At 71.2% G+C, this 23888-nt stretch carries 30 protein-coding genes; 17 read left to right on the top strand and 13 right to left on the bottom strand.

Features of this window, described 5'->3' with window-relative positions:
* The 8 genes from QCN29_RS31050 to QCN29_RS31085 all read right to left on the bottom strand — a co-directional run.
* Positions 1-1039: ABC transporter ATP-binding protein (locus tag QCN29_RS31050; RefSeq protein WP_279932359.1), on the bottom strand; the 1039-nt coding region annotated here is incomplete at its 3' end.
* A complete protein-coding gene (locus tag QCN29_RS31055) occupies positions 1036-2448 on the bottom strand; it encodes an energy-coupling factor transporter transmembrane component T (protein ID WP_279932361.1) in 1413 nt (470 codons plus the stop codon). The genes QCN29_RS31055 and QCN29_RS31050, both read right to left, overlap by 4 nt.
* The gene (locus QCN29_RS31060) at positions 2445-3137 is read right to left on the bottom strand and encodes an SCO2322 family protein (protein ID WP_279932399.1); all 693 of its coding nucleotides are present in this window, start codon (positions 3135-3137) and stop codon (positions 2445-2447) included. The genes QCN29_RS31055 and QCN29_RS31060 overlap by 4 nt, the downstream gene beginning before the upstream one ends.
* Complete coding sequence (locus tag QCN29_RS31065) at positions 3137-4405, bottom strand: prenyltransferase/squalene oxidase repeat-containing protein (RefSeq protein WP_279932362.1); 1269 nt, start codon at positions 4403-4405, stop codon at positions 3137-3139. The genes QCN29_RS31060 and QCN29_RS31065 overlap by 1 nt, the downstream gene beginning before the upstream one ends.
* Positions 4406-4733: 328 nt before the next feature.
* The gene (locus tag QCN29_RS31070; protein WP_279932363.1) at positions 4734-5771 is read right to left on the bottom strand and encodes an MBL fold metallo-hydrolase; all 1038 of its coding nucleotides are present in this window, start codon (positions 5769-5771) and stop codon (positions 4734-4736) included.
* A gap of 903 nt (positions 5772-6674) precedes the next feature.
* Positions 6675-6995: a putative quinol monooxygenase gene (locus tag QCN29_RS31075; protein ID WP_279932364.1), complete on the bottom strand. Its 321-nt coding sequence runs from the start codon at positions 6993-6995 to the stop codon at positions 6675-6677.
* A gap of 23 nt (positions 6996-7018) precedes the next feature.
* Positions 7019-7546 carry a GNAT family N-acetyltransferase gene (locus tag QCN29_RS31080; RefSeq protein WP_279932365.1) on the bottom strand — a complete coding sequence of 176 codons (528 nt, stop codon included), beginning with the start codon at positions 7544-7546 and terminating at the stop codon, positions 7019-7021.
* Between the two features lie 2 nt (positions 7547-7548).
* Positions 7549-8322 (bottom strand): GntR family transcriptional regulator, encoded by a 774-nt coding sequence (locus QCN29_RS31085; protein WP_279932366.1) that lies wholly within the window; start codon positions 8320-8322, stop codon positions 7549-7551.
* A gap of 233 nt (positions 8323-8555) precedes the next feature.
* Here QCN29_RS31085 and QCN29_RS31090 point away from each other — a divergent pair, with 233 nt between their 5' ends.
* The 14 genes from QCN29_RS31090 to QCN29_RS31155 all read left to right on the top strand — a co-directional run bounded on the left by QCN29_RS31090 (position 8556) and on the right by QCN29_RS31155 (position 17219).
* Positions 8556-8900, top strand: a complete 345-nt coding sequence (locus QCN29_RS31090; protein WP_279932367.1) for an SCO3933 family regulatory protein — start codon at positions 8556-8558, stop codon at positions 8898-8900.
* Between the two features lie 84 nt (positions 8901-8984).
* Positions 8985-10247: an FtsK/SpoIIIE domain-containing protein gene (locus QCN29_RS31095; RefSeq protein WP_398860325.1), complete on the top strand. Its 1263-nt coding sequence runs from the start codon at positions 8985-8987 to the stop codon at positions 10245-10247.
* An 86-nt stretch (positions 10248-10333) separates the two neighbouring features.
* Positions 10334-10582 carry a hypothetical protein gene (locus QCN29_RS31100; RefSeq protein WP_279932368.1) on the top strand — a complete coding sequence of 83 codons (249 nt, stop codon included), beginning with the start codon at positions 10334-10336 and terminating at the stop codon, positions 10580-10582.
* A gap of 5 nt (positions 10583-10587) precedes the next feature.
* Complete coding sequence (locus QCN29_RS31105) at positions 10588-10770, top strand: hypothetical protein (protein ID WP_279932369.1); 183 nt, start codon at positions 10588-10590, stop codon at positions 10768-10770.
* Positions 10771-10850: 80 nt separating this feature from the next.
* Positions 10851-11495 carry a DUF2637 domain-containing protein gene (locus QCN29_RS31110; RefSeq protein ID WP_398860328.1) on the top strand — a complete coding sequence of 215 codons (645 nt, stop codon included), beginning with the start codon at positions 10851-10853 and terminating at the stop codon, positions 11493-11495.
* A 15-nt stretch (positions 11496-11510) separates the two neighbouring features.
* Positions 11511-11699: a mobile element transfer protein gene (locus QCN29_RS31115; protein ID WP_279932370.1), complete on the top strand. Its 189-nt coding sequence runs from the start codon at positions 11511-11513 to the stop codon at positions 11697-11699.
* A 17-nt stretch (positions 11700-11716) separates the two neighbouring features.
* The gene (locus QCN29_RS31120; RefSeq protein WP_279932372.1) at positions 11717-12025 is read left to right on the top strand and encodes a SpdD protein; all 309 of its coding nucleotides are present in this window, start codon (positions 11717-11719) and stop codon (positions 12023-12025) included.
* A gap of 92 nt (positions 12026-12117) precedes the next feature.
* Entirely contained in the window at positions 12118-12300 is a 183-nt protein-coding gene (locus QCN29_RS31125) for a hypothetical protein (RefSeq protein WP_279932373.1), read from the top strand.
* 5 nt (positions 12301-12305) lie between these two features.
* Complete coding sequence (locus QCN29_RS31130) at positions 12306-12551, top strand: hypothetical protein (protein WP_279932375.1); 246 nt, start codon at positions 12306-12308, stop codon at positions 12549-12551.
* Complete coding sequence (gene repSA, locus QCN29_RS31135; RefSeq protein WP_279932376.1) at positions 12548-13933, top strand: replication initiator protein RepSA; 1386 nt, start codon at positions 12548-12550, stop codon at positions 13931-13933. Before QCN29_RS31130 ends, repSA begins: the two co-directional genes overlap by 4 nt.
* A 2-nt stretch (positions 13934-13935) precedes the next feature.
* Positions 13936-14130, top strand: coding sequence for a helix-turn-helix transcriptional regulator (locus tag QCN29_RS31140; RefSeq protein ID WP_279932377.1), 195 nt, complete (start codon positions 13936-13938; stop codon positions 14128-14130).
* Complete coding sequence (locus tag QCN29_RS31145; protein ID WP_279932379.1) at positions 14130-15377, top strand: tyrosine-type recombinase/integrase; 1248 nt, start codon at positions 14130-14132, stop codon at positions 15375-15377. Before QCN29_RS31140 ends, QCN29_RS31145 begins: the two co-directional genes overlap by 1 nt.
* A gap of 140 nt (positions 15378-15517) precedes the next feature.
* The gene (locus tag QCN29_RS31150) at positions 15518-16981 is read left to right on the top strand and encodes an aldehyde dehydrogenase (RefSeq protein ID WP_279932380.1); all 1464 of its coding nucleotides are present in this window, start codon (positions 15518-15520) and stop codon (positions 16979-16981) included.
* Positions 16982-16985: 4 nt separating this feature from the next.
* Complete coding sequence (locus tag QCN29_RS31155) at positions 16986-17219, top strand: ferredoxin (protein ID WP_279932381.1); 234 nt, start codon at positions 16986-16988, stop codon at positions 17217-17219.
* Positions 17220-17237: 18 nt separating this feature from the next.
* Here the strand turns inward: QCN29_RS31155 and QCN29_RS31160 are convergent, their stop codons facing one another.
* The 3 genes from QCN29_RS31160 to QCN29_RS31170 are packed head-to-tail and all read right to left on the bottom strand — an operon-like array spanning position 17238 to position 18533.
* Entirely contained in the window at positions 17238-17618 is a 381-nt protein-coding gene (locus QCN29_RS31160; protein ID WP_279932382.1) for a hypothetical protein, read from the bottom strand.
* A complete protein-coding gene (locus QCN29_RS31165) occupies positions 17615-17818 on the bottom strand; it encodes a hypothetical protein (protein WP_279932383.1) in 204 nt (67 codons plus the stop codon). The genes QCN29_RS31160 and QCN29_RS31165 overlap by 4 nt, the downstream gene beginning before the upstream one ends.
* Before the next feature lie 43 nt (positions 17819-17861).
* Positions 17862-18533, bottom strand: coding sequence for a TetR family transcriptional regulator (locus QCN29_RS31170; RefSeq protein ID WP_240139514.1), 672 nt, complete (start codon positions 18531-18533; stop codon positions 17862-17864).
* Positions 18534-18789: 256 nt separating this feature from the next.
* Here QCN29_RS31170 and QCN29_RS31175 point away from each other — a divergent pair, with 256 nt between their 5' ends.
* The 3 genes from QCN29_RS31175 to QCN29_RS31185 all read left to right on the top strand — a co-directional run bounded on the left by QCN29_RS31175 (position 18790) and on the right by QCN29_RS31185 (position 22476).
* Complete coding sequence (locus tag QCN29_RS31175; RefSeq protein ID WP_398860333.1) at positions 18790-20172, top strand: glycosyltransferase family 4 protein; 1383 nt, start codon at positions 18790-18792, stop codon at positions 20170-20172.
* A 454-nt stretch (positions 20173-20626) separates the two neighbouring features.
* Entirely contained in the window at positions 20627-21397 is a 771-nt protein-coding gene (locus tag QCN29_RS31180) for a class I SAM-dependent methyltransferase (protein ID WP_279932384.1), read from the top strand.
* Entirely contained in the window at positions 21394-22476 is a 1083-nt protein-coding gene (locus QCN29_RS31185; RefSeq protein ID WP_279932386.1) for a prenyltransferase/squalene oxidase repeat-containing protein, read from the top strand. Before QCN29_RS31180 ends, QCN29_RS31185 begins: the two co-directional genes overlap by 4 nt.
* A 27-nt stretch (positions 22477-22503) precedes the next feature.
* Here QCN29_RS31185 and QCN29_RS31190 read toward each other — a convergent pair whose 3' ends face one another.
* Both QCN29_RS31190 and QCN29_RS31195 read right to left on the bottom strand, forming a co-directional pair.
* Positions 22504-22707 carry a cold-shock protein gene (locus QCN29_RS31190; RefSeq protein ID WP_240139517.1) on the bottom strand — a complete coding sequence of 68 codons (204 nt, stop codon included), beginning with the start codon at positions 22705-22707 and terminating at the stop codon, positions 22504-22506.
* 113 nt (positions 22708-22820) lie between these two features.
* A complete protein-coding gene (locus QCN29_RS31195) occupies positions 22821-23831 on the bottom strand; it encodes an LLM class F420-dependent oxidoreductase (protein WP_279932387.1) in 1011 nt (336 codons plus the stop codon).
* Positions 23832-23888: the final 57 nt, after the last annotated feature.

Raw genomic sequence — 23888 nt, forward strand, 5'->3', positions numbered from 1 at the left:
GCGCGACGGCCGCGCCTCCGACGGCCGCGCCTCCGACGGCCGCGCCTCCGACGGCCGCGCCTCCGCGGCGGCGGAGGAGACGGCCGAGGACGCCCGAAGGACGGGGCCGCGCCTCGGGAACGTCCGGGGCAGGGGCCGGGGCCGGGGTCCGGGTCGGGGCCGGCGGGCGGACCGCGGGGGAGGGGGCCCCGGACGGCGGGAGCGGAGCCGCCCCGGACAGCCGGACGCGCAGTTCCGCCGCCCGGCGGCGGGCGTCACGGACCGAGAGGGGCAGCGGGGACCAGCCCGCGAGCCTCCCCAGGGCGACGACCGGCGGATGGACCGGGGAGAGGGCCATGACCTCGGCCGGAGCCCCGGTCACCGGGGCCTCGCCCGGCGCGGGCAGCAGTACGACCTGGTCCGCGTACTGCACCACCCGCTCCAGCCGGTGCTCCGCCATCAGCACCGTCGTGCCGAGGTCGTGCACCAGGCGCTGGAGCACCGCGAGCACCTCCTCGGCGGCCGCCGGGTCCAGCGCGGACGTCGGCTCGTCGAGGACCAGCACCCTCGGGTGCGGGGTGAGCACCGAGCCGATCGCCACCCGCTGCCGCTGGCCGCCGGACAGCGTCGCGATCGGCCGGTCGCGCAGCTCGGCCAGGCCGAGCAGGTCGAGGGTCTCCTCGACCCGGCGGCGCATCACCTCCGGCGCTAGGCCCAGCGACTCCATCCCGTACGCCAGCTCGTCCTCCACGGTGTCCGTGACGAAGTGCGCGAGCGGGTCCTGGCCGACCGTGCCGACGACATCGGCCAGTTCACGAGGGCGGTGTGTCCGAGTGTCGCGGCCGTCGACAGTGACCCTGCCGCGCAGTGTGCCGCCCGTGAAGTGCGGCACCAGCCCGGACACGGCTCCCAGCAGCGTCGACTTGCCCACACCGGACGCGCCGACGAGCAGCACCAGTTCGCCTTCCGGCACGGTCAGATCGATCCCGTCCAGGACGGGGGTGCGCGCCTCGCCGTCGGAGTCGCCGTAGACCACCGACACGTTCTCGAACCGGATCACTGGTTCGGCTCCTTCACAGATGAGACGGGCGCAGGCGCGGCCGCGGGCATGGGCGCGATGAACGCGGGGAGCAGCCCGATCAGCACCGCAGCCGCGGGCCACAGCGGCAGCGCCGGCGCGACCGGCGGCACGACACCGGGATGCAGCGCGACCGGATCTGCCGCCCGCGCCCACACCAGAGCGGCGGCGACGGCCGCACCGGAGGCCGCGACCAGCCAGGAGCGCAGGCCGAAGCGGTCTGGACGGTAACGGGTGCGCGGGGAGCGCAGCCCGCCGAGCCGCAGCCCGGCCAGCGCCGCCAGCAGCCCGGCGGCCATCAGCGGCAGCCCGTACGACGCACCGGTCGCGGCCAGCAGCCCGTACGAGCCCGCGCACACGCCCAGCAGCCCGCCGAGCGTCAGCGCGTGCGTGGCACGCCGCACCGCGGGTGGGACCTCGGCGGTACGCCCGTACCCGCGCGCGTCCATCGACGCGGCGAGGGCGACCGACCGCTCCAGCGCGCCCTCCAGGACGGGCAGCCCGATCTGCCCGATCGCCCGGACGCCGCCGGCGGGGCGGCCGCGCAGCCGCCGGGCGGTGCGCAGCCGCACCACGTCCGCGACCATGTTCGGCGCGAACGTCATGGCGACGACGACCGCGACGCCCGCCTCGTACAGCGCGCCGGGCAGGGACTTGAGCAGCCGGGCCGGATTCGCCAGCGCGTTCGCCGCGCCGACGCAGATGAGCAGTGTCGCGATCTTGACGCCGTCGTACAGCGCGAACAGCAGCTGTTCCCCGGTGATCCGGCCGCCGATGCGGATGCCCTTCGCCCAGTCGGGCAGGGGGGCTTCGGGCAGCGTCAGCAGGACGTGCGTCCCGGGGATCGGCGAGCCCAGCACGGCGGAGAACAGCACTCTGACGGCGATCACGACGAGCCCGAGCTTGACGAACGCCCCGTACGAGCGGGCCCAGGGCGCGTCGGTGCGGCGCGCGGCGACGACATACCCGGCGACGGCGACGATCAGCGCCAGCAGCAGCGGATTGGTGGTGCGCGAGGCGCCCACGGCCAGTCCGACGGCCCACAGCCACCAGGCCCCCGCATGCAGGGCGTTCGCCCGGTCGGCGACGGGTGCGCGCAGCCGCGCCCGCCATGCGCCTGTCCGGACCGATGCGCCTGTCCGGGCCGACGTGTCTGTCCGGGCCGACGTGTCTGTCTGGGCCGACGTGTCTGTCTGGGCCGACGGGCCGGACAGGCCGTCGGCGTCGTGGCGCCGGTCGGCCGCGGTCGGCGCGGAGGAGCCGGTCGGTTCAGTCGCGTTGGCTGGCTCGGGTACCGGGGAGGAGGCGTACCGTTTCGCCGAGGCGGGGCGGCCGTCCGGGGCGTTGGGCCCGTACGGGCTGCCGCCGCGGTGGGCGTGGGCCCGGCTCATGGCCTGCGTCGGCGGGACTGCCATACGGCGGCCGCGCCGAGCAGCAGCACCGCCGCGCCGCCCGCGATCAGTCCGAGCGACGGTCCGCCTTCCCCGTCCCCGTCCCCTTCCCCGTCGGAGGCGGAGGAGGCGACGGGCGCGGGCGACGGGGCCCCGGAGGCCGCGCCGCCGGGGTCGCCGCTGCCCGACACCTGCTCTCCGCAACCCGTCTTCGGGTACCCGGAGATCGCGCACAGCAGCGCGTCGCTGTTGTACCGCAGCGGCTTGGCCACGGCGGCAAGCGCCTCCGCGCTCGTCGCGTCCTCGTCGACCCGGGCGCAGGCCGTCCGCGGCGCGGGAGGCGTCTCGCCGTCCGGCGCATCGGCGGGCACGCCCGGGTCGACGACGACCGCGACCCGCTTGACGCCGTCCTTCGCGGGCGTGTCCGCGCAGATCGCCGCGAAGTCGGGAGCCTGTCGCGGCTGCGCCGAGTCGCCGCTGTCCTCGCTGACCGAGAAGCGGTAGCCGTTCACCGAGCCGTCCGCGGGCCTGGCGGTCGCCGGACCCTCGTTCGCGTACATCCACCGTCCGCCGTCCGCCAGCCAGAACGACCAGTAGCGGTAGCCCGCGGCCTGCGCCGGGACGGCTGCCGCCGTGAGCGCGGTGAGGGCGCACAGGACCGACAGCGCGGCGGTGAGGCGGGGGCGCATCACGGCTGCCGGTTCTTCCTGCGGCCGCTCAGCAGGAAGCCCACGCCGACGCTCGCGGCGAAGAACGTGCCGACGATCCACCACGCGCCGACGCCGGACCCGTCGTCGTCCTTGTCCTCGTCCTTCTTCTCCTTGTTCTCCTCGGAGGAGGCGGAGGCGGAGCCCTGCGGGGACGCGGCCTCCGGCGCGGGGCCGGTCGCGTTCAGGCCGGCGACCAGGTCGGTCGGGCCAAAGCTCTTGGGGTCGGCGCCCGCCGCATGGGCGGCGAATATGAGCTGTGCGTAGGCGGCGGGACCGTTCTCCTTCGCCCAGCCGTCCGCGTTCTGCTGCAGCCACGCGAGCGGCTTCTTCGCCGCCTCGCCCATGCCCTGCGCGTGCAGCGCGACCACGGCGTCGGCGGTGTTGCCAAAGTCCGGCTTCTTCTCGGGGTTCTCCGCGCCCGGCATCGGCGGGGTGTCGAGGTGCCCGGTCCCGTCGAGCGCCTTCGCGAGGTACACCGCGCCGTTGTGCGCCGCGTCCGCCGCGTTGGCCGCCTTCTCACAGGCCAGGCCCTTGGCGTCGGCCGCGCCCGCGGCGACGACCAGGCCCGCGCCGTGCGCGCCGAGCACCGCCGCGGCCGTGGAGTCGGCGACGAGGCCCGGGGTGCCCGGCTGGTACACGAACGCCCCGGCCTCCTCGGCGTCGCACGGCTGCGCGAACGTCAGCAGCGCGTCGTAGGGCGTCTTGCCGCCCTTCGACGTCACGGCTTCCGGCTTCTCGCCGGCGGCGGCGAGCGCGCCGATCACGATGGACGTGGAGTTGGCGTCGCTGGGCCCGCCGGGGTTGTAGCTCCAGCCGCCGTCCTGGTTCTGCACGGACTTCAGCCAGGCGACGCCCTTGTCGAGGGCGGCGTCGTTCCCGCCGAGCGCGGCGAGCGCCTGCACGGCCGCGGCGGTGGCGTTGGAGTCCAGCGGCAGCTTGGCGTCGCAGTCGCCGGTCGCGTCCGCGCGGTAGGAGGGGAAGCCGCCGCTGTCGCACTGCTGGCCGGTCAGCCAGTCGACGGCCTTGGCGGCCGGGCGCACGCCCACGGTGTCCTGGGCGAGCAGCGCCAGGGACTGCCGCCAGACGCCGTCGTATGTGGGGTCGCCTTCGCCGTACAGGCCGGACGGTAGCGCGGCGGAGGGCGTCGGGGACGGCGCGGCCACGGCGGCCGGGCCGGCGGTGAAGACCAGCCCGGCTGCGGCGAAGGCGGCGAGCCCGGCGGATCTGCGACGGCGAGCGGTGTTCATGGCGGTCTGTGCCTCTCCTGCGTGGGCCGGGCACGGGCACGCGGAGGGCACCAGGGCTCCGGCTCCGTATGACCTCGACGGTGCCGACCGTCGGCGGGCTGCCGACGGTGTGAGCCGGTCATTGAACGCATACGGGGCATTCCGGCTCACCGTCTGCGAGGCAGACGGCTCACGGCATGGGGCTTCCCCGGCCCGCACGGAGCGCCGGGCCGGGGGAAGGGATCAGCGCCGGAACTGCACCGGCTTCCCCCCGTACACGCATGATGACGACTCGCACACTCTACCGGCAGGCCATCCGGCGGACCCGTGCCCGCCCCTCCGTCGCCCCTCACACGGCCACGTACGCCGCGGGCCCGCTGCCCGGGACGGCCTCGGCGCGGCCCAGCTTCACCAGCCGCCGCAGATGCGCTTCGGCCTCCGACACGGCGATGTTGCGGGAGCCGTGAGGGATCCGCTCCCAGGGTCTGTTCCAGTCCATTCGCTCGGCGGCCTGCCAGGGTGTGAGCGGCCGCTCCAGCAGCCCGAGCAGAGCGGTCAGCCGGGCTTCGTGGTGGGCGAGCAACTCCCGTACGCGGGCGGGCGCGCCGGTGAAGGCGTGCTGATGGGCGGGGAGGACCTCGGCAGGGCCGAGCCGGGCGACGCGCTCCAGGGATTCGAGGTAGTCGCCGAGCGGGTCGGTGACCGCGGCGTCGTCGGGGTCCTCGTACAGGCCGATGTGCGGGGTGATCTCCGGCAGCAGGTGGTCGCCGGAGAACAGCCGGCCGTGGCCCGGCAGCCGCGCCGGATGGGCCTCTTCGAGGTGGAGGCAGACATGCCCGGGGGTGTGGCCGGGCGTCCACACGGCACGCAGCCGCCGCCCCGCCAGGTCCAGCAACTCGCCCGGCGCGATCTCGCGGTCGGGCAGCGCGGGCCGCAGTCCGGGCAGCCCGCCGGAGCGCCCGGCCGAGCGGGCGGCGCGCAGCGGGGCGAGGTGCTCCTCGGGAGCCCCGGCGCGCTCCAGCTTGTCCGTGAGGTAGTCCAGCCACAGGCCCGGTTCCGCGGCACGGGTGCGGCGCACCACCGCGGCGTCGGCGGCGTGCATCGCGATCCACGCCCCGGAGGCCTCCCGCACCCGCCCGGACAACCCGTGGTGGTCGGGGTGGCAGTGGGTGACGACCACGCCGTGCAGCGCGGCGGCCGATGTCCCGAGGGCGGCCAGCCCGTCGTTCAGGGCGTCCCAGGAGGCCGGGTCGTCCCAGCCGGTGTCGATGAGGACGGGGCCGCGCCCGGTGTCGACGAGATGGACGAGCGTGTGTCCGAGAGGGTTGTCGGGGATGGGCACGGCGATGGACCAGACGCCTCCGCCGTGTGCGATGACGTGGGGCATGGGCGTCTCGTCTCCGGTCGGCGGCACGGCCATTGCCCACTATAACTAGAACTGGTTCCAGTATTCCGTCAAGTCGACTGATCTCAAAAGGGAGCTGGCTGACCTGCATGGACGCGCTGACTGCCTGTCGTCGTCTGTCGGCGTTGGTCGGCCTCGCACGGCCCAGAGACGGCCCGAGGGTGGCTGCGCGGGTTTGGCCGGTGTCCTGTCTGGGCTGGGGCCGGGCATGATCAGGGGGCCGTACGCTGGCCCGCGGAATCGGGCAGCCCTTTGGCCTGCCCGCTGATGTGCCCGATTGGCCCCCTGGTCGTGTCCGGCGCGGGTCCCGGTCCTGGCAGGTGGGTAAAGCCGTGGAGTCGCCCGTACCCAGCTCCGGCCTGGTCTTCGCCCCTTTGCGGGCGCGGGGTGGGCGACGGCGCGCAGCCCCGGTGGCGAAGACAAGGAGGGGCGGAGCGGCGGCGGCCGTCCCCGGCGCCGCCGCGCTGTGCGCGGCACCTCTGACCTTGGTGTCAGACTGCATTGCAGTTCAGGAGGCCGGAAACGTGGACGCCTGCGCGTCCGAGTGTGCTGTGCTCCCTTTCGGCTGCCGCCGGGGTGTCGGTGTCCGTGTCCGTGGCTCGCCTGTTGGGGGCCGATCGGGCACATCAGCGAGCAGGGCAAGCAGGGGTGTCCGGGTTCGCCGGCGCGGTGTTTCGGCGGTCGGGTAGGCGATGATCTGATGCGCCCGGCTCGCTGCCCGAGCAGACGGCCGGGCAGCGAGCGAAGCGAGCCTTGATGAGGTAGAGAAACCTGTAACAGGCCAGTCATGGTCCCCTGTTGGCCGTCATGAGATTGCGGCTCGCTCGGCGAGTTCTGCCAGAGCCTTGGGGGCACGTGGGCCTGAGAGCTGCACAAGATCTCGGATCACTTCGCCACCTCAGAGGGGTACTTCCCCGCGTACGGCGTCAGCCGGTCCACCTCGGTTGCGGCGACGTATTTCGTGCGCTCCTTAAGAAAGTGGCGGGTGTGTGGTTGGCGCTCGTGCTCTTCGAAAGCGTCGTGGTCGGCGTAAAGCTCGAAGAAGATCCGCTGGTTGGGAGCGCCCTCGACGCTGTGGCAGGCATACACGAGAGTGCGCGGCTCGTGTACGCGGATGGCTGCGGTCGTCTGCTCTACAAGAGCGTCGAAGCCAGCGCTGGCCCCTTCCCTCAGTGTGAAGCGGACGGAAAGCGCAAAGTTTCCCATATCTCCTCCTCTGGCGTCTGTGCTTAGTTGGGGGGTGATACATAACAGACCGCTGGCGTCTGCTGTCCTTCCCCGAAGGTGTGGACGACCTCCCCAAGGCGGCTCCACCCGAGCCGCTCGTACAGGCGTATCGCGGCTTTATCCTTCGTCATCACATCGAGTACCAGCCGCAGACGCTTCGTTTCCGCATATTCGGTCGCGGCATCCACGAGAAGCTTTCCCAGACCTATTCCCCGTGCTTGCGGAGCAACGAAGAGGCGTGCCAATACTGCCGCCTGGGCCTTGTCATCCTCGCCTGAATGTTTCCACAGGCTGACGGCTGCGTCACCCTCGGTCGGATGATTGATTGCGACATGGCCAACGATTTCCCCATTCAAGTCGGCTACCCAAGCATTGAGGGCAGGAGGCGAGGTGAGCCATTGCTCCGGGGCGTTCACACCTTCTACGGGGTATCCGTCTCTGTGGTGGGTCTGCACCAGTGCCAGCGCGGCCCTGGGGATATCGCTTTCACGTCGGGGGCGGATGATTGCTGACCTTTCGGCGTCTACCATCGTCACTCCACTGGGACGTTGTAGCTGAGGCCGTTCATGTCGGCTCGCATGACGAAGCGGGTCACCTCGTAAGGCTCTCCGTCCTGGTCAAGGCTTGTGTGCATGACCTCGATGACGGGAACACCCTGCGGAAGTTCCAGGTGCCCGACTTCTTCGGGGGTCGGCATCCTTGCCGTGATCTCATCGTGGATGCGGGTCATTACATGCCCCTTCTCCTCAAAGATTCCGTGAATGCCGTACTGATGCGGTACTTCTGCTTCAACGAGGCCGGTGCCTTGCGCGATGCTCCAGGGAATCCATGTTGTGACTCTATAAACGGGGTCGTCGTCGGCGTAGAAGACGTTCTCTCGGCGTAGTACCGACTTGGCCTTGGGGGAAACCTTGAGCTGATCGGCGAGACGCTTATCCGGTTTCACCTTTTCGATCCCCAGGACATCAAACCGTCCGGTCTTCCCTTGCTTCTCGCATTCGATGAGGAATGGCGACAAGCCGGACTCTCGATATTTGGGTGAGTAGCGATCGCTTCCAAGGCGGATGAGTGGCTTGTGCTCGCGCACAAAGACACCTCGCCCCCACTGGGAAGTGATGAGACCTTGCCGTTCAAGCAGCTTCAGGGCCTCGGCGACGGTGTTCCGTGCCGCGCTGTACTGCTCCGCAAGTCGGCGCTGCGATGGCAGCTCGCCGCCCGGAGGGTACGTGCCGTCGTTGATGGCGGCCCGAAGCTCCTCTGCGATCTGCTGGCTGATCGGCCTGTCGCCCTGGCCCTCTCCGCTCATGGTCATTTCTCCGTTCGTCGCAGCCAGGCTAGCGCTGGCTCAAGCCAGTGTCGATTTAGGGCTTGACTCCACTGGCTCAAGCCAGTTCACTGGAGCCAGTCGGTCAACTGGCTCAAGCCAGTTGCTGGCTGCGTCCCCCATCGGTGTGGATGCCCCGCCGATCAACAGGGACGGCAACCGGAGATCGTTGGAGCGGCGCTCCGCGTCGCTCCGCTCACAGAAGTGGAGTTGCAATGCCGTCCTTCAAGATTGATCTTTCGTCTGCTGTGGTGTTTGTGGCGACGGCTCCGACGCCGAAGGTCGCGAACCGGCAGACCGGTGAGATCGCGCGGGATCGGGAGACCGGTGCGGAGCTGGTGACCGTGGGGCTGCTGATCTCGGATGAGGGGGAGGGGAACCTCCATCAGGTGTCCGTGCCGGTCACGGGGATTGACATGGGTCTGTCGCCGGGGATGCCGGTGGCGGTGACCGGGCTTCGGGCGCGGGACTGGGAGCGGGACAACCGTCACGGGATCGCGTTTCGGGCGGTGGCGGTCACGCCGCTGGCCGTGCCGGCCGCCTCGAACGGCAAGGGCTGATCTGCCGTGCGGGGGGTCGTTCTGCTGGCCCTGCTGGCCGCCTTGGTGGGCGGTGTGGTGTGGGCGCGTGTGCGTCGGCCGGATGTGTTCTGGCTGCTGGTGGGGATGCCGCTGGCCTGGGGCCGGTTCACCTTCACCTATCGGGCGACGATGGAGGCGTGCGGGCTGACGGTGGCTCCGTCGCGGGTGCGGGCGTTGATGGCCCGTGGGGTGCGGCGCGAGGTGCGGCCTGCTGTTCCGAAGGTCCGCCGCCTGCGGTTCTGCCGTGTCGGGTTCACGGTGCGGCTGAGGCTTCCGGCCGGCCTGGAACCAGCGGACGTGGCTGCCGCCTCGGCCCGGCTGCGGCACGCCTGGGGCGTGTACTCGGTGACCATGGTCGAGTTACAGCCTGGTGTGATCGAGCTGCGGATGACCGGGTATGACGTGCTGCGCCGGGTGCGGATGCCGCGCAAGGTCACGGTCTCGGGGTCGCTGGTGGTGCCGGTGGCTGTGCGGGAGGACGGCACGGCGTTCGTGAGGGATTACCACAAGGTGCCGCACGCGCTGACGCTGGGGGCGAACCAGTCGGGCAAGTCCATGTACCTGCGCAACCTGATCGCTGCCCTTGCCGGGCTGCCGGTCGCGCTGGTGGGCATCGACTGCAAACGCGGCGTGGAACAAGGCCGCTTCTCGCCTCGTCTGTCTGCTTTGGCGACCACGCCTGATCTGGCGTTGGGGCTGCTGAACGCGCTGGTGAAGTTGATGGAAGACCGCTTCGATGTGCTGGCTGAGCATCAGGTGTCGGATATGTGGGAGCTGCCTGAGGCGGTGCGGCCGGTGCCGGTGGTGCTGCTGGTGGATGAGGTCGCGGAGCTGTTCCTGACCACGGTGAAGAAGGATGAGGAACGGCGGGACCAGATGGTCACGCAGATGGTCCGCCTGGCGCAGATGGCCCGCGCAGTCGGCATCTACCTGGAGGTGTGCGGGCAGCGCTTCGGCTCCGACCTGGGCAGGGGTGCGACCCTGCTGCGGGCGCAGCTCACGGGCCGGGTGGTGCACCGGGTCAACGACAAGCAGACCGCCGAGATGGGCCTGAGCGACATCTCCCCCGAGGCGACCATGGCCGCGACCGCCATTGCTCCGGACTGTCCGGGCACGGCCGTTGCCGGGGACGCCTCCGGCGGCTGGTGCCGCATCCGCACCCCTGAACTGTCCCTGACCGACGCCACGCGCATCTGCCGCGACTTCGCGCACCTCACACCAGACGTTCCGGCGCTCGCGCCCTACCGGCCGCACCTCGCGACACCGCTCCCGGCGGCCGTTGACGTGCCGCTGTCGCTGGCCAAGGCGGCCTCGGCCGCCGAGTAGTCCCGCACCTTCCCACGGTCGGCGCGACCGCATCGCGCCAGGTCCCTACCCGAGCCATGCCCGAAACCCGAAAGGAGAAGACCGCGATGTCCGCCATCATGTCCTTCTACGGCGACGCCGACACCGGGGTTCACCTGCACGACTACGGAACCAAGCGCGCCCCCATCCTCGCCCTGGACGGCAACGGCTGCTCGCTGAGCGTGTCGGCCTTCAACGCCGTGCCCATCGCCGACCACCTGGCCTTTGCCAAGGCGCTGGCTGCCGCAACGGCTGACTACCTCGCCGCCCTGGAGACCTACGCCGCTGCCCGTCCCAACGCCACACAGGCGCGGTGACCGCCATGGCCACGCGGAAGACCACCAGCCGCCGCACCGCCAAGACCGCTGCTGTGCCGAAGTGCTCCACCTGCGGCGGGACGGGTGAAACGAGCGAGACCGTGCGGGTCGGCGCGCGCAAGGGACGCGAGACCGACAGTCGGCAGAGCGCGCTGTGCGGGTCCTGCTTCGGCACCGGCACCGCCTGACACCCGGCTGCGCACCGGGCGGGCGGTGACCTCATGCGCTGCCCGGCCGGTGCGCCCGACCCCAGAAGGAGGTGGATGTGATGATGCGCCGACCGCTCAAGCTCGATGCGGTGCTGGTTCAGGCGGTGATCGCCGCCGCGTTGTCCTTCGCCCACCTGCACGACGTCGCCCAGTCCGCCGGACAGGACGGCTGGAAAGCCTGGGCCTACCCGGTCTCCGTGGACCTGCTGCTGGTCGCCGCCTGGCGGCGTCTGCGTACCGGCAGCGCGCGGGCCCTGGCCTGGTGCTGGTTCCTGATCGCTCTGGCCGCCTCGCTCGGGGCGAACGTCGCGACCGCCGGATTCCTCGACCTGAGCGACCCTCCCGGCTGGCTGCGCATGCTGGTCGCCGGATGGCCCGCTCTGGCCTTCCTCGGCGGAACCCTCCTCGCCCACACCCCCAGCCGCGCCCCCGCACTCGCGCCCGAGACAGAGACCGTGTCTGAGTCGGACCCCGAACCTGCCGCCGGGCCCGAGCCGGTTGCGGAGGCTGTCGAGCCTGAGCCTGCGGCCCTTCCCCCGGCTCCAGCGTCTGTTCCGGTTCCGGCGGCGCTGGTGGAGCACGCGCGCAAGGTCGCTGCCGAGCATCAGGCCCGTACCGGGGCTGCGATCGACACCCCCACGCTCCGGTCCCGACTCGGCGTCCCGCCCGCCATGGCCGACGCCATCGCCGCACAACTCACCTGACAGGAGGACTGATCCATGCCGCGTCCCAGCCGCTTCCGCGACGTGCTGCGCATCGGCCCGGTGAAGGTCGGCACCTACTTCGACCGCCGGGGCCGTGACCGTCACGCAGCTGCTTGCACCGCTCCCGGTTGTGGCTTCTCCGCCGACTACCCGGACCGCTCGGCCGCCGAACTCGCCGCCCGAACCCATCAGTGCAGGCCCTGACCCAAGGAGAACCAGCTGTGCTCAAGCCCAAGTATCCCAGCCTCGACACACCGCCCGACACAAGTACCGCGCCGCTGAGCGACGGTACGCAGTCGACCGTTCCGGCCCCGGCCGCTGCTCCGGCTCCTGTGCCGGCCACCCCAGCCATGGGTCTGCGCCTCACGCCGGCCGGTCTCGCTGTGGTCGCCGCCGGTGGCGCAGGCCTCGTCCTCGTCGTCGGCGCGGTCCTGGTCTCCATGCTTCTGGCCGTCGCCATCACCGGCATCTCCGTGACGGTGTGCGCCGTGGTCCTGCGCCTGCTCGTCAAAGACCTCCACAAGCGCTAACCGGCCCCCGGGCGGCCTGAAACCGCCAAGTAACTGCCGCCCGGGTGCCGCACCCCTTCCAGACCCAACAGATCCGAAAGGACACCTCCATCATGCCCGAGCACACCCCGGCCGTGCGCCGCTGCCCCGACTGCGACGGCTTCCCCGTCGTCGCCATCGGTATCGGCGGCCGTGACCGCCACGGTCACCTCCGCACCGCAGCTGTGCACTGCCCGGCCTGTCACGGCACCGGCACTGTCACCACCCGCCCGGTCCTCGCACGGGCAGGGAGGTGACGACCGTGGGACTCCTGAACTGGCGATCCGCCGACCACTACGACCACGGTGGCGACTGCCCCTGTACTCAGTGCGGCAAGCCCACGCCGATGCGTTCGCACGCAGGTGAACCCGTCCACAAGGTCTGCGCGGAGGACTGGAACGACCGCAACCCCAACGCGCCCCGGCAGGAGCATGAGGGCCGCGACCTCGGCACCCGCCGCTTCCACTCCGACCCCCCGCGCAAGACCCGCAAGGACGGTGCTCGATGACCGACACCGCCACCCTGGCGGGCCCGGCCCCGGCCACCCTGACCGATGCGCTCAAGGTGGCCGGGGCTCCCGGCTTTGCTCGCTGGCAAGAGCAGATCCGCCGCACCGGAGGATGCGCCGACCCCATCCACCTCGTCGGCTCCACCAAGACCATCGACCCGTCTACGGGTGCGGTCCTGCACGCCTATGCCACCGACACCGAACCGGGCGGCAGGCTCCGCATCGCCTGCGGCAATCGACGCGCCTCACGCTGCCCCGCCTGCGCCTGGACCTACGCGGGCGACACCTACCACCTAATCCGCGCCGGACTGGTCGGAGACCCTTGCAAGGGCACGCCGACCACTGTGGCCGACCACCCCCGCGTCTTCGCCACCCTCACCGCGCCCTCCTTCGGGCCCGTCCACAACCGCCCCGGCAACCGACCGTGCGCCTGCGGCATCCGCCACCGCGAGACCGCCCCGGAGCTGGGCACCCCGCTCGACCCCGAGGCGTACGACTACACAGGCGCGGTGCTGTGGAACAACCACGCCTCCGACCTGTGGCGCTACTTCACGATCTACCTGCGCCGCGAGATCGCCCGCCGCGCCGGACTCACCCAGAGCGCCGCTCGTGAACAGTCCCGACTGTCCTTCGGCAAGGTCGCCGAGTACCAAAAGCGCGGTGCCGTTCACTTCCACGCGGTCATCCGCTTCGACGGACCAGACGGGCCCGACACCCCGCCTCCTGCCTGGGCGACTCTCGATCTGCTCACTGACGCCATCCGCGCGGCCGCCGCCCGCGTCGCTGTGACCGTGCCCGCAGCCCAAGACCACCCCGCCCGCCCCCTGCGCTGGGGTACCCAGCTCGACATCCAGCCCATCGGAGCCTTCGACACCGGCGAGATCACCGAACGGGCCGTCGCCGCCTACGTCGCCAAATACGCAACCAAAGCAGCCGAAACCACCGGCACCGTAGACCGCCGCATCGGCAACAAAGAAGCCCTCCGCTTACTCGACGTACCCGACCACCCCGCCCGGCTCATCGCAGCCTGCCTCGACCTACACCACGCCTACCCCCACCGCCGCCTACGCGACTGGGCCCACATGCTCGGCTTCCGCGGCCACTTCTCCACCAAATCCCGCCGCTACTCCACCACCCTCGGCGCACTCCGCAAGGTCCGCGCCGATTACCGCGCCGCCCAGCAGCGCGCCGCCCTCTGCCTGCCCGACCCCGACACCCACCCCGAGGCGACCACCCTGGTCATCGCCCACTGGACCTACGCAGGACACGGCCACACCCCAGGCGAGTCCTGGCTCGCCCAGACCATCGCCCGCGACATCCAACACAGCCGCGAACTCGCCCGTGAGATCCGTGCCGAACTCGACGCTGAGGGGGAGTGGTGAGGGTGAAACGGCCGCTCCCGGACCGCTATCTGACGCCGATCGACCTGGCTGACCTGCTCGGTGTGCCGGTCGAGACGGTGTACCAGTGGCGGCGCAAGCACACGGGGCCGCGAGGCTTCCGTGTCGGCCGTCATCTGCGCTTCGACCCTGAGGACGTGCGCGCCTGGGTCCAGTCCCTCATGGAAGGGGCTGCCTGATGGCCGGACACATCCAGGACCGCTGGTACAAGACCACTACGGGCAAGGACGGCAAGGTGGTCAAGGTCAGGACTGACCGCTTCGGCACGGGCATGCGCTACCGGGCCCGCTACATCGGCCCGGACGGCACGGAGAAGTCCAAGAGCTTCCCCGACAAACAGAAGCGGCTCGCTGACCAGTGGCTCGTTCAGATCGAGGCCGACATGGCGCGCGGCCAGTACCTCGACCCCAAGGCGGGCAAGACCACTTTTCAGCAGTACGCCACAGAGTGGCTGGGCGCGCAGACGAGCGACCTGACGACCCGTGAGCGGACGGAACGCCACTTGCGGCTGCATGTCTTCCCCTACCTGGGGAACCGCGCGCTTGCATCGCTCCAGCCGTCTGACATCCGGGCCTGGGTGCGGAGGCTTGAGGATGAAGGCGGGGCCGGATCAACCCGACGCGTGATCTTCGGCAATGTCTCGGCCGTGCTCTCCGCTGCCGTGGATGACGGCTGTCTCGCCCACAATCCCTGTCGGGCCCGGTCCGTTCGGCGTCCCAAGTCAGCTCCCGGACGCGTCACCCCATGGTCGGCTGACCGCGTGTTCGCTGTCCGGCGGGGCCTTCCCGAGCACTTCCGGGCCATGGTGGACGTCGGTGCCGGATGCGGACTGCGACAGGGCGAGATCTTCGGTCTTCCCGTGGATGAGGTGGACCCGCTGGCGGGCGTGCTGCATGTGACGCAGCAGATCAAGATTGTGGATCGGCGGCTGGTCTTCGCACCGCCGAAGAACGGCAAGCTCCGTGACGTGCCGCTGCCCGACGCGGTGGCTTTCGCGCTCGCCGAGCACATGACGGCTTTCCCGCCTGTTGAGATCACCTTGCCGTGGCTCCGCCCCGACGGCGATCCGGTGACCAAGCTCGTGTACTTCACCGCGGTGGAGGGCGGGGCGGTTTGGCGCAACGCCTTCAACGCGCACGCCTGGAAACCGGCTCTGGCCGAAGCGGGCGTGATCCCCAAGCCTGGTCCTGGGGAGCGCTACAAGGAAGCGCGCGAGGACGGCATGCACGCGCTACGGCACTTCTACGCCTCGGTGCTGCTCGATGCCGGGGAGAGCATCAAGGCTCTCAGCGCCTACCTGGGTCACGCTGACGCAGGGTTCACCCTGCGCACCTACACGCACCTCATGCCGAGCAGCGAGACGCGCACGCGCAAGGCGGTGGACGGGATGTATCGCACGGCCCACAAGCGCCCGACGGCCCCCTGACGGCCCAAGGGTCCGCAATGCGCCCTCGATCAACGGGAAATCGCTGGTCGGGGGCGTTTTCGTCGGTTCCGTGGACTACTTTAACTAGAACTGGTATCAGTTCTGAAAAAGTGTCAGCTCGGCTGTTGGAAGGCGGCGGCATGACCGACCTTGCGGAACACGGAAAGCTGTTCATCGGCGGGGAGTTCGCCGACCCTGACGGCGACGGGGTGATCGAGGTCGTCTCGCCGCACACCGAGCAGGTCATCGGACGGGTGCCGCACGCCTCGCGCGCGGATGTCGACCGGGCCGTGGCCGCGGCGCGCCGGGCGTTCGACGAAGGGCCGTGGCCGCGTCTGCCGCTCCAGGAGCGGATAGCCGTGGTCGCCCGGATCAAGGACGCCGTCATGGCGCGGCACGAGGAGATCGCCCGCTCCATCAGCGCGCAGAACGGCTCCCCCTATTCATGGAGCGTCCTCGCTCAGGCCCTGGGCGCGATGATGGTGTGGGACGCGGCGATCACCGTGGCGCGTGACCACACGGCGTACGAGGAGCGGCGCTCCGGGGTCCTCGGGCCGATCCTGGTGCGGCGGGAGCCGGTCGGGGTGGTGGCGGCGGTGGTGCCGTGGAACGTCCCGCAGTTCACGTCCGCCGCGAAGCTGGGGCCCGCGCTGCTCGCCGGCTGCACGGCGGTGCTCAAGCCGTCCCCCGAGTCGCCTCTCGACTCGTACATCCTCGCCGACATCGTCCGGGAGGCCGGGCTGCCCGAGGGCGTGCTGTCGATCCTGCCCGCCGACCGCGAGGTCAGCGAGTACCTCGTGGGGCACCCCGGCGTGGACAAGGTCTCCTTCACCGGCTCGGTCGCGGCGGGCAAGCGTGTGATGGAGGTCGCCTCGCGCCATCTCACCCGTGTGACCTTGGAGTTGGGCGGCAAGTCGGCGGCCGTCATCCTCCCGGACGCCGACCTGGAGGCTGCCGTCGCCGGGATCGTTCCCGCGGCCTGGATGAACAACGGGCAGGCGTGCGTGGCGCAGACCCGCATCCTTGCGCCGCGCGGCCGGTACGAGGAGATCGCCGAGGCGTTCACGGCCGCGGCGCGCGCACTGACCGTCGGCGACCCGCTGGACCCGGCCACCCAGGTCGGCCCCCTGGTCGCCCGGCGTCAGCAGCAGCGCTCGCTCGACTACATCAGGATCGGCCAGGAGGAAGGCGCGAAGATCCTCACCGGCGGCGGCCGCCCCGACGGCCTGGAGCGCGGCTGGTATGTGGAGCCGACCCTCTTCGGAGGCGTCGACAACGCGATGCGCGTCGCGCGCGAGGAGATCTTCGGCCCGGTGATCTGCCTGCTGCCGTACGGGAACGAGGACCAGGCCGCGAAGATCGCGAACGACTCCGACTACGGCCTCAGCGGCAGCGTCTGGACGGCCGACGCAGAGCGCGGCGTCGACTTCGCCCGGCGCATCAGAACGGGAACGTACAACGTCAACACCTTCAGCCTGGACATGCTCGGCCCGTTCGGCGGCTACAAGAACTCCGGCGTGGGGCGGGAGTTCGGCCCTGAGGGGTTCGGCGCGTACCTGGAGCACAAGATGATCCATCTGCCCGCCGGATACGGGGAGGGCTGAGGCGATGGGGGACCGCTGGCATGTGGAGGTGGATCGCGGGGTCTGCATCGGCTCCGGCATGTGCGTCGGCCACGCCCCGGACGGCTTCCGGCTGGACGCCGCCCGCCAGTCGCACCCGAGGTCGGCGGAGACCGACGCGGACGAGGAGATCCTGGCGGCGGCGGAGAGCTGTCCGGTGGAGGCGATCGCGATCACCCTGCGGGAGAGCGGGGAGCCGGTGTTCCCGCCGGAGGAGTAGGTCGGCTCCCCGTGCCGGTCATCGCCAGGAGGCGATGGCTCGGGCGATGTCGCGGAGATCCGCTTCCTGGGCTCTGATCGCGCCGGTCAGCAAGTGGATCTCATCTGGCTTCGGAGGGGTGATGGCCTCGCCGGACGCGGCCATGTACTGGTCGGCGCATGCCCAGCCGATCACGGAGTTGTACTCGGTGAACGGCCGTAGCAGGACTGCGCACTGGAGCAGCGTGGCCGCGCGGGCGGCTGGTACTTCGTAGTAGGGCTGGCCATGGGGCTGCTCGTAGATATGGCGGTCGGCCATGACGTGGAGCGCGCCCCAGTCGGCGATCGGCGTGTTCAGGGGAGAGACGCGCGTCTGGATGTCGAGGATCCAGCCTGCGTCGACCCGGATGACAGGGCTCAACGCAGTCCCTCGGGGGCGTCCTTGAAGACGTCCATGTAGTAGGCGACGGTTTTGTCGGCGTCCTTGAGGAAGGCCGCGCGCTGGGCGTCCGCGACGATTATGTCGTGTGCATGGGCGCGCATGGACTTGCCGAGCGAGGCGGCGTGCGCCTTGGCCTCGGCGAGCTCTTCGTCCGTGAACTCCACTGTGATCATCGGCATGGAGCAATGGTATCAAGCATGCAATAGGTGGTGATAGCAAATGTCAATCGCCGGTTGACGGCGTCGTCAGGTCGATCAGCCGGCAGACCATCTCGATGTCGATCTTCACCTGGGCGATCGACGCCCGCCCCGACAGCCACGTGATCAGTGCCGAGTGCCAGGTGTGCTCGATCACCCGCACCGCGGACAGCTGCTCCGGGGTGGGGTCCTCCAGGCGCATCGCGTCCAGGATGATCGCCGTGGTCAGCCGGGAGACCGTGTCCACCTCGGGGCTCACGCTGCGGTCGGCGAACGTGAGCGCGCGGACCATGGCGTCCGCCAGCTGCGGCTCCCGCTGGAGCGCGCGGAACGCCCGCATCAGCGTCTGTGCCACCCGCTCCGCCGCGGTGTCGCCGGCCGGGGGCTTCTTGCGCAGTGTGGAGTGCAGATGCCTCAGCTGGTCCTGCATGGTGGCGACCAGCAGATGGATCTTGGACGGGAAGTACCGGTAGAGCGTGCCGAGCGCGACCTCCGCCGCCTCGGCGACCTCGCGCATCTGGACGGCGTCGAAGCCGCCGCGGCTGGCGAGCTGGGCGCTGGCGTGCAGGATGCGGCGGCGGCGCGCCTCCTGGCGCTCCGTCAAGGGCGGCGTGGCCTCCTTGAGCGGCGCCCCCTTGAGCCCCGCGCCCGCCCTCGATCCTGCCGGCGACTTCGACGTGGCTTCCGCTGCTGTCATCTGTCCCGTCGTCCTGTTCCCGGTGCATGTGCGGACCTCTGCGGACCTCTGCGGACCTCTGCGGACCTCTGCGGACCTCTGCGGACCTCACAGCATGGCAGGGGCTCCGCCGTGGCGCGAATCACCTGTTCCGGCCCTTACAGCTGCGCTACCTGCCGGTAGATTCGGAGCTCCTTGAGCGATCAAGTCTGAAACTTGTTCTAGATTAGCGCGAGCGGTTACGCTCCCGCGAAACGCAGCGAGAAGGGGGCCGCGAGTGACCGCTGAGGCCATAGCAGCGGGTCCCCGTGCGGACCGCGTCCGGGACAGGGGCAGCAGGGCCGGTCAGGACGGTCAGGACGGCAGGACCGGCCGGGAGGCCCAGGGCGGCCGGGGCGACGGCGGCGGTGACGCTCCGCTGCGCATCGCGCTCCTCACCTACAAGGGCAATCCGTTCTGCGGCGGCCAGGGCGTCTACGTCCGCCATCTGTCGCGCGAGCTGGCCCGCCTCGGGCACCGCGTCGAGGTCGTCGGCGCCCAGCCCTACCCCGTGCTCGACGAGGGCGTGACCCTCACCGAGCTGCCCAGCCTCGACCTGTACCGCAGCCCCGACCCCTTCCGGACGCCGAAGCGCGACGAGTACCGCGACTGGGTCGATGCCCTCGAAGTCGCCACCATGTGGACCGGCGGCTTCCCGGAGCCGCTCACCTTCTCCCTGCGGGCCCGCCGCCACCTCGCCGCGCGGCGCGGCGAGTTCGACGTCGTCCACGACAACCAGACGCTCGGGTACGGGCTCCTCGGCGACCTCGGCGCGCCGCTCGTCACCACCGTGCACCACCCGATCACCGTGGACCGGCAGCTCGAACTGGACGCCGCCGACGGCTGGAAGCGGCGCGCCTCCGTACGCCGCTGGTACGGGTTCACCAGGATGCAGAAGCGGGTGGCGCGCCGGCTGCCGTCCGTGCTGACCGTCTCCGGCTCCTCCCGGCAGGAGATCGTCGACCACCTCGGGGTGCGCCCGGAGCGCATCCACGTCGTGCACATCGGCGCCGACACCGACCTCTTCTCACCCGATCCGGCCGTCGCCGAGGTTCCCGGGCGCATCGTCACCACCTCCAGCGCGGACGTCCCGCTCAAGGGTCTTGTCCACCTGGTCGAGGCGCTCGCCAAGCTCCGCACCGAGCACCCGGACGCACACCTCGTGGTCGTCGGCAAGCGCGCCGAGGACGGGCCCGTCGCACAGATGATCGAGCGGTACGGGCTCGAGGGCGCCGTCGAATTCGTCAAGGGCATCTCGGACGAGCAGCTCGTCGACCTGGTGCGCGGGGCGCAGATCGCGTGTGTCCCGTCGCTGTACGAGGGGTTCTCGCTGCCCGCCGCGGAGGCGATGGCCACGGGGACGCCGCTGGTCGCCACCACCGGTGGGGCGATCCCCGAAGTCGCCGGCCCCGACGGGGAGACCTGTCTGGCGGTCCCGCCCGGCGACGCGGGCGCGCTGGCCGCGGCGCTCGGCCGACTGCTCGGCGACGCGGAACTCCGCACCCGTCTGGGCGCGGCGGGCCGGGCCCGGGTGCTGGATCGTTTCACCTGGGCGCGGGCCGCACGGGGGACGGTGGAGCGGTACCGCGAGTCGATCGCCGCGGCGGGGGCGGTGCGGTGACGGTGCTCCGCCACTCCGCGCCGCTGTTTCCCGGCCACTCCGCGCCGCTGTCTCCCGCCCGCTCCGCGGCCGGGGGTGCGGGCCTGTGGCCCACGCCCAGGGTGCCGGGGTCCGGCTCTCGGTGTGGGGTGCGGCTGTCTCCCGGCCGCTCCGCGGCCCGGGGTGTGGGCCTGTGGTCCACGACCGCGATGGCTCCCGGCATCGGCCGCTGCGCCGGCTGGGCCGTGGACCTCCGGCCCATGCCTGGGCCGGCTGGCCGTTCCGGCCGCTGCGCGGCGGGGGCAGTGGCCCGCACTGCGGCCGCCTGGGCCGGTACTTCCCGCTCCGCGGCCGGGGGCGTGGGCCCCCGGCCCACGCTGCGGCCCCCGGGGCAGGACGCCCGCGCCGCCGCCGCACCGCCCGGCATCGGCCGCTTCGCGGCCCGAGACATGACGTATCCCGAAGGGCTGACTCCTTGCTGACCGTCGACTTCTCCCGATTCCCGCTCGCGCCGGGCGATCGTGTGCTGGACCTTGGCTGTGGGGCCGGGCGGCATGCGTTCGAGTGCTATCGGCGGGGTGCCCAGGTCGTGGCCCTCGACCAGAACGGCGAGGAGATCCGCGAGGTGGCGAAGTGGTTCGCGGCCATGAAGGAGGCGGGGGAGGCCCCGCAGGGCGCGACCGCCACGGCCATGGAGGGCGATGCGCTGAACCTCCCCTTCCCCGACGAGTCGTTCGACGTCGTGATCATCTCCGAGGTGATGGAGCACATCCACGACGACAAGGGTGTGCTCGCCGAGATGGTCCGGGTCCTCAAGCCCGGCGGCCGGATCGCCGTCACCGTCCCCCGCTACGGCCCGGAGAAGATCTGCTGGGCGCTCAGCGACGCCTACCACGAGGTCGAGGGCGGCCATATCCGCATCTACCGGGCCGAAGAACTGCTGGCCAAGATGAGGGAGGCCGGGCTCAAGCCGTACGGCACACACCACGCGCACGCGCTCCACTCCCCGTACTGGTGGCTCAAGTGCGCGTTCGGCGTCGACAACGAGAAGGCGCTGCCGGTGCGCGCGTACCACAAGCTGCTGGTCTGGGACATCATGAAGAAGCCCCTGGCCACGCGGGTCGCCGAACAGGCGCTCAACCCCCTGATCGGCAAGAGCTTCGTGGCATACGCGACGAAGCCGCACCAGCCCGACCACCCCGGCGGACCGGGCCGTTCCGGCGACTCCGCGGGCCTCGCCGGATGACGCCGTCCGAGCGGACCGAACATCTCGCCCTGACCGGTGTCCTCACCGCCGAGCAGGCCGCCGAGACCGTCGCCGGGATACGCGCCGCACAGCGCGAGGACGGCGCGATCCCCTGGTTCCGCGGCCACCACCTCGACCCGTGGGACCACACCGAGGCCGCGATGGCGCTGGACGCGGCCGGCGAGCACGAGGCCGCGGCCCGCGCGTACGAGTGGCTGGCACGGCACCAGAACGACGACGGCTCCTGGTACGCCGCGTACCACGACGGCGAGGCCGACCGGCCCACGGACCTGGGCCGTGAGACCAACTTCTGCGCCTACATAGCCGTCGGCGTCTGGCACCACTACCTCTCCACCGGCGACGACGCCTTCCTCGACCGCATGTGGCCCCGCGTCCACGCGGCGATCGAGTTCACCCTGGCGCTCCAGCAGCCCGGCGGCCAGATCGGCTGGAAGCGGGAGGACGACGGAACCCCCGTCAACGACGCGCTGCTGACCGGGAGTTCCTCCATCCACCACGCGCTGCGCTGCGCCCTCGCCATCGCCGACGAGCGAGAGGAGCCGCAGCCCGACTGGGAGCTGGCGGCCGGTGCGCTCGCCCATGCCATCCGCCGCCACCCGGAGCGCTTCCTCGACAAGAGCCGCTACTCGATGGACTGGTACTACCCCGTCCTCGGCGGCGCCCTCACCGGTGCGGAGGCCAAGGCCCGCATCGAGGACCGCTGGGACGACTTCGTGGTCCCCGGCCTCGGCGTCCGCTGTGTGCTGCCCAACCCGTGGGTCACGGGCGGCGAAAGCTGCGAACTGGCCCTCGCGCTCTGGGTGATGGGCGAATCCGACCGGGCCCTGGAGATCCTCCAGTCGATCCGCCATCTGCGCGCCGAGGGCGGCATGTACTGGACGGGCTATGTCTTCGAGGACCGCGCCGTCTGGCCGGAGGAGCAGACCACCTGGACGGCGGGCTCCCTGCTGCTCGCCGTGGCCGCGCTCGGCGGCGACGAGGCGACGGTCGCGGTCTTCGGCGGCGAACGCCTCCCGACGGGGCTGCCCCCGGAGTGCTGCGCCGACAGCTCACGGTAGGGCTCGGTCCCCCGGGCCTGCCGAGCGTCACATGGGTCGAACCTGCTGCGCCTGCGGCCCCTTCGTCCCCTGGCCGAGTTCGAACTCGACCTTCTGGTTCTCCTCAAGGGTCCGGAAACCGGAGCTCTGGATTTCGCTGTAGTGCACGAAGACATCGGCTCCTCCCATGTCCGGGCTGATGAACCCGAACCCCTTCTCGGAGTTGAACCACTTCACGGTGCCGATTGCCATAGCGGGGCTCCTTCGGGCGAGAGATGCTGTTGGCATCGACAACGCATCGGCGCTCCGAAGGAAACGGCCCGTGCCTCCAGTGCAGCGGTCCGGGGCGGGCAGGGCGGCCAGATCTACCCGTTCAGCTCTGCCAGCACTCTCAGCGTCTCCATGTTCGGGGCCGTGACCAGCAGGTCCGTCACCGGGCCCGACCGCCAGGCCGCCAGCCGGCCGGCGATCCGCTCCCGCGGGCCGATCAGGGAGATCTCGTCGGCGAAGGCGTCCGGCACGGCCAGCACCGCCTCCTCCCGCCGCCCCTGCGCGAACAGCTCCTGGATGCGGCGCGCCTCGGGCTCGAAGCCCATGCGGGCCATCAGGTCCGCATGGAAGTTGCGGGCGGAGTGGCCCATGCCGCCGATGTAGAAGCCGAGCATCGCCTTGACCGGCAGCAGCCCCTCGGCCACGTCGTCGCAGACCGCCGCACGGGCCAGCGGGGCGATCATGAAGCCGTCGGGGAGTCCGCCGAGGGACGCCTCGTACACGTCCGTCCGCATCGGCGACCAGTACAGCGGCAGCCAGCCGTCCGCGATACGGGTCGTCTGGGCGATGTTCTTCGGCCCTTCCGCGCCCAGCAGCACCGGAAGGCCGGCCCGCAGGGGATGGGTGATCGACTTGAGCGGTCTGCCGAGGCCGGTGCCGTCCTCGCCCGCGTACGGATGGGAGCAGTAGCGCCCCTCCAGCCGCACGGGCCCCTCCCGTCGCAGGGTCTGCCGGACGACCTCCACATACTCCCGGGTGGCCGTCAGCGGGCTCGCGGGGAACGGCCTGCCGTACCAGCCCTCCACCACCTGGGGTCCGGAAAGCCCCAGGCCCAGCAGCATCCGCCCGCCGGAGAGATGGTCGAGGGTGAGCGCGTGCATCGCCGTGGCGGTGGGGGAGCGCGCCGCCATCTGTGCCACCGCCGTGCCCAGCCGGATACGGGAGGTGTGCGCGGCGATCCAGGTCAGCGGGGTGAAGGCGTCCGAGCCCCATGCCTCCGCCGTCCACACCGAGTCATAGCCCAGCCGCTCGGCCTCCCGGGCCAGTTCCAGATGGCGGGGGTCGGGGCCCCGGCCCCAGTAACCGAGCGCGAGTCCCAGGCGCATGCCCACCCCTCCACCCCTCCCGAGCCCACAGGTTTCTGACGGTGCGTCAGGGTACGG

It is taken from the genome of Streptomyces chengmaiensis, from assembly GCF_029846775.1.
Classification (GTDB): domain Bacteria; phylum Actinomycetota; class Actinomycetes; order Streptomycetales; family Streptomycetaceae; genus Streptomyces; species Streptomyces chengmaiensis.

What these genes read in the sequence shown, in the direction of transcription:
- QCN29_RS31055 (WP_279932361.1), bottom strand. Translation starts at nt 2,448, where the DNA reads ATGAGCCGGGCCCACGCCCACCGCGGCGGCAGCCCGTACGGGCCCAAC.
- QCN29_RS31110 (WP_398860328.1), top strand. Translation starts at nt 10,851, where the DNA reads ATGATGCGCCGACCGCTCAAGCTCGATGCGGTGCTGGTTCAGGCGGTG.
- QCN29_RS31070 (WP_279932363.1), bottom strand. Translation starts at nt 5,771, where the DNA reads ATGCCCCACGTCATCGCACACGGCGGAGGCGTCTGGTCCATCGCCGTG.
- QCN29_RS31100 (WP_279932368.1), top strand. Translation starts at nt 10,334, where the DNA reads ATGTCCGCCATCATGTCCTTCTACGGCGACGCCGACACCGGGGTTCAC.
- QCN29_RS31145 (WP_279932379.1), top strand. Translation starts at nt 14,130, where the DNA reads ATGGCCGGACACATCCAGGACCGCTGGTACAAGACCACTACGGGCAAG.
- QCN29_RS31190 (WP_240139517.1), bottom strand. Translation starts at nt 22,707, where the DNA reads ATGGCAATCGGCACCGTGAAGTGGTTCAACTCCGAGAAGGGGTTCGGG.
- QCN29_RS31090 (WP_279932367.1), top strand. Translation starts at nt 8,556, where the DNA reads ATGCCGTCCTTCAAGATTGATCTTTCGTCTGCTGTGGTGTTTGTGGCG.
- QCN29_RS31165 (WP_279932383.1), bottom strand. Translation starts at nt 17,818, where the DNA reads ATGCCGATGATCACAGTGGAGTTCACGGACGAAGAGCTCGCCGAGGCC.
- QCN29_RS31080 (WP_279932365.1), bottom strand. Translation starts at nt 7,546, where the DNA reads ATGGTAGACGCCGAAAGGTCAGCAATCATCCGCCCCCGACGTGAAAGC.
- QCN29_RS31060 (WP_279932399.1), bottom strand. Translation starts at nt 3,137, where the DNA reads ATGCGCCCCCGCCTCACCGCCGCGCTGTCGGTCCTGTGCGCCCTCACC.
- QCN29_RS31150 (WP_279932380.1), top strand. Translation starts at nt 15,518, where the DNA reads ATGACCGACCTTGCGGAACACGGAAAGCTGTTCATCGGCGGGGAGTTC.
- QCN29_RS31170 (WP_240139514.1), bottom strand. Translation starts at nt 18,533, where the DNA reads ATGACAGCAGCGGAAGCCACGTCGAAGTCGCCGGCAGGATCGAGGGCG.
- QCN29_RS31105 (WP_279932369.1), top strand. Translation starts at nt 10,588, where the DNA reads ATGGCCACGCGGAAGACCACCAGCCGCCGCACCGCCAAGACCGCTGCT.
- QCN29_RS31115 (WP_279932370.1), top strand. Translation starts at nt 11,511, where the DNA reads ATGCCGCGTCCCAGCCGCTTCCGCGACGTGCTGCGCATCGGCCCGGTG.
- repSA (WP_279932376.1), top strand. Translation starts at nt 12,548, where the DNA reads ATGACCGACACCGCCACCCTGGCGGGCCCGGCCCCGGCCACCCTGACC.
- QCN29_RS31195 (WP_279932387.1), bottom strand. Translation starts at nt 23,831, where the DNA reads ATGCGCCTGGGACTCGCGCTCGGTTACTGGGGCCGGGGCCCCGACCCC.
- QCN29_RS31075 (WP_279932364.1), bottom strand. Translation starts at nt 6,995, where the DNA reads ATGGGAAACTTTGCGCTTTCCGTCCGCTTCACACTGAGGGAAGGGGCC.
- QCN29_RS31085 (WP_279932366.1), bottom strand. Translation starts at nt 8,322, where the DNA reads ATGAGCGGAGAGGGCCAGGGCGACAGGCCGATCAGCCAGCAGATCGCA.
- QCN29_RS31155 (WP_279932381.1), top strand. Translation starts at nt 16,986, where the DNA reads ATGGGGGACCGCTGGCATGTGGAGGTGGATCGCGGGGTCTGCATCGGC.
- QCN29_RS31065 (WP_279932362.1), bottom strand. Translation starts at nt 4,405, where the DNA reads ATGAACACCGCTCGCCGTCGCAGATCCGCCGGGCTCGCCGCCTTCGCC.
- QCN29_RS31125 (WP_279932373.1), top strand. Translation starts at nt 12,118, where the DNA reads ATGCCCGAGCACACCCCGGCCGTGCGCCGCTGCCCCGACTGCGACGGC.
- QCN29_RS31185 (WP_279932386.1), top strand. Translation starts at nt 21,394, where the DNA reads ATGACGCCGTCCGAGCGGACCGAACATCTCGCCCTGACCGGTGTCCTC.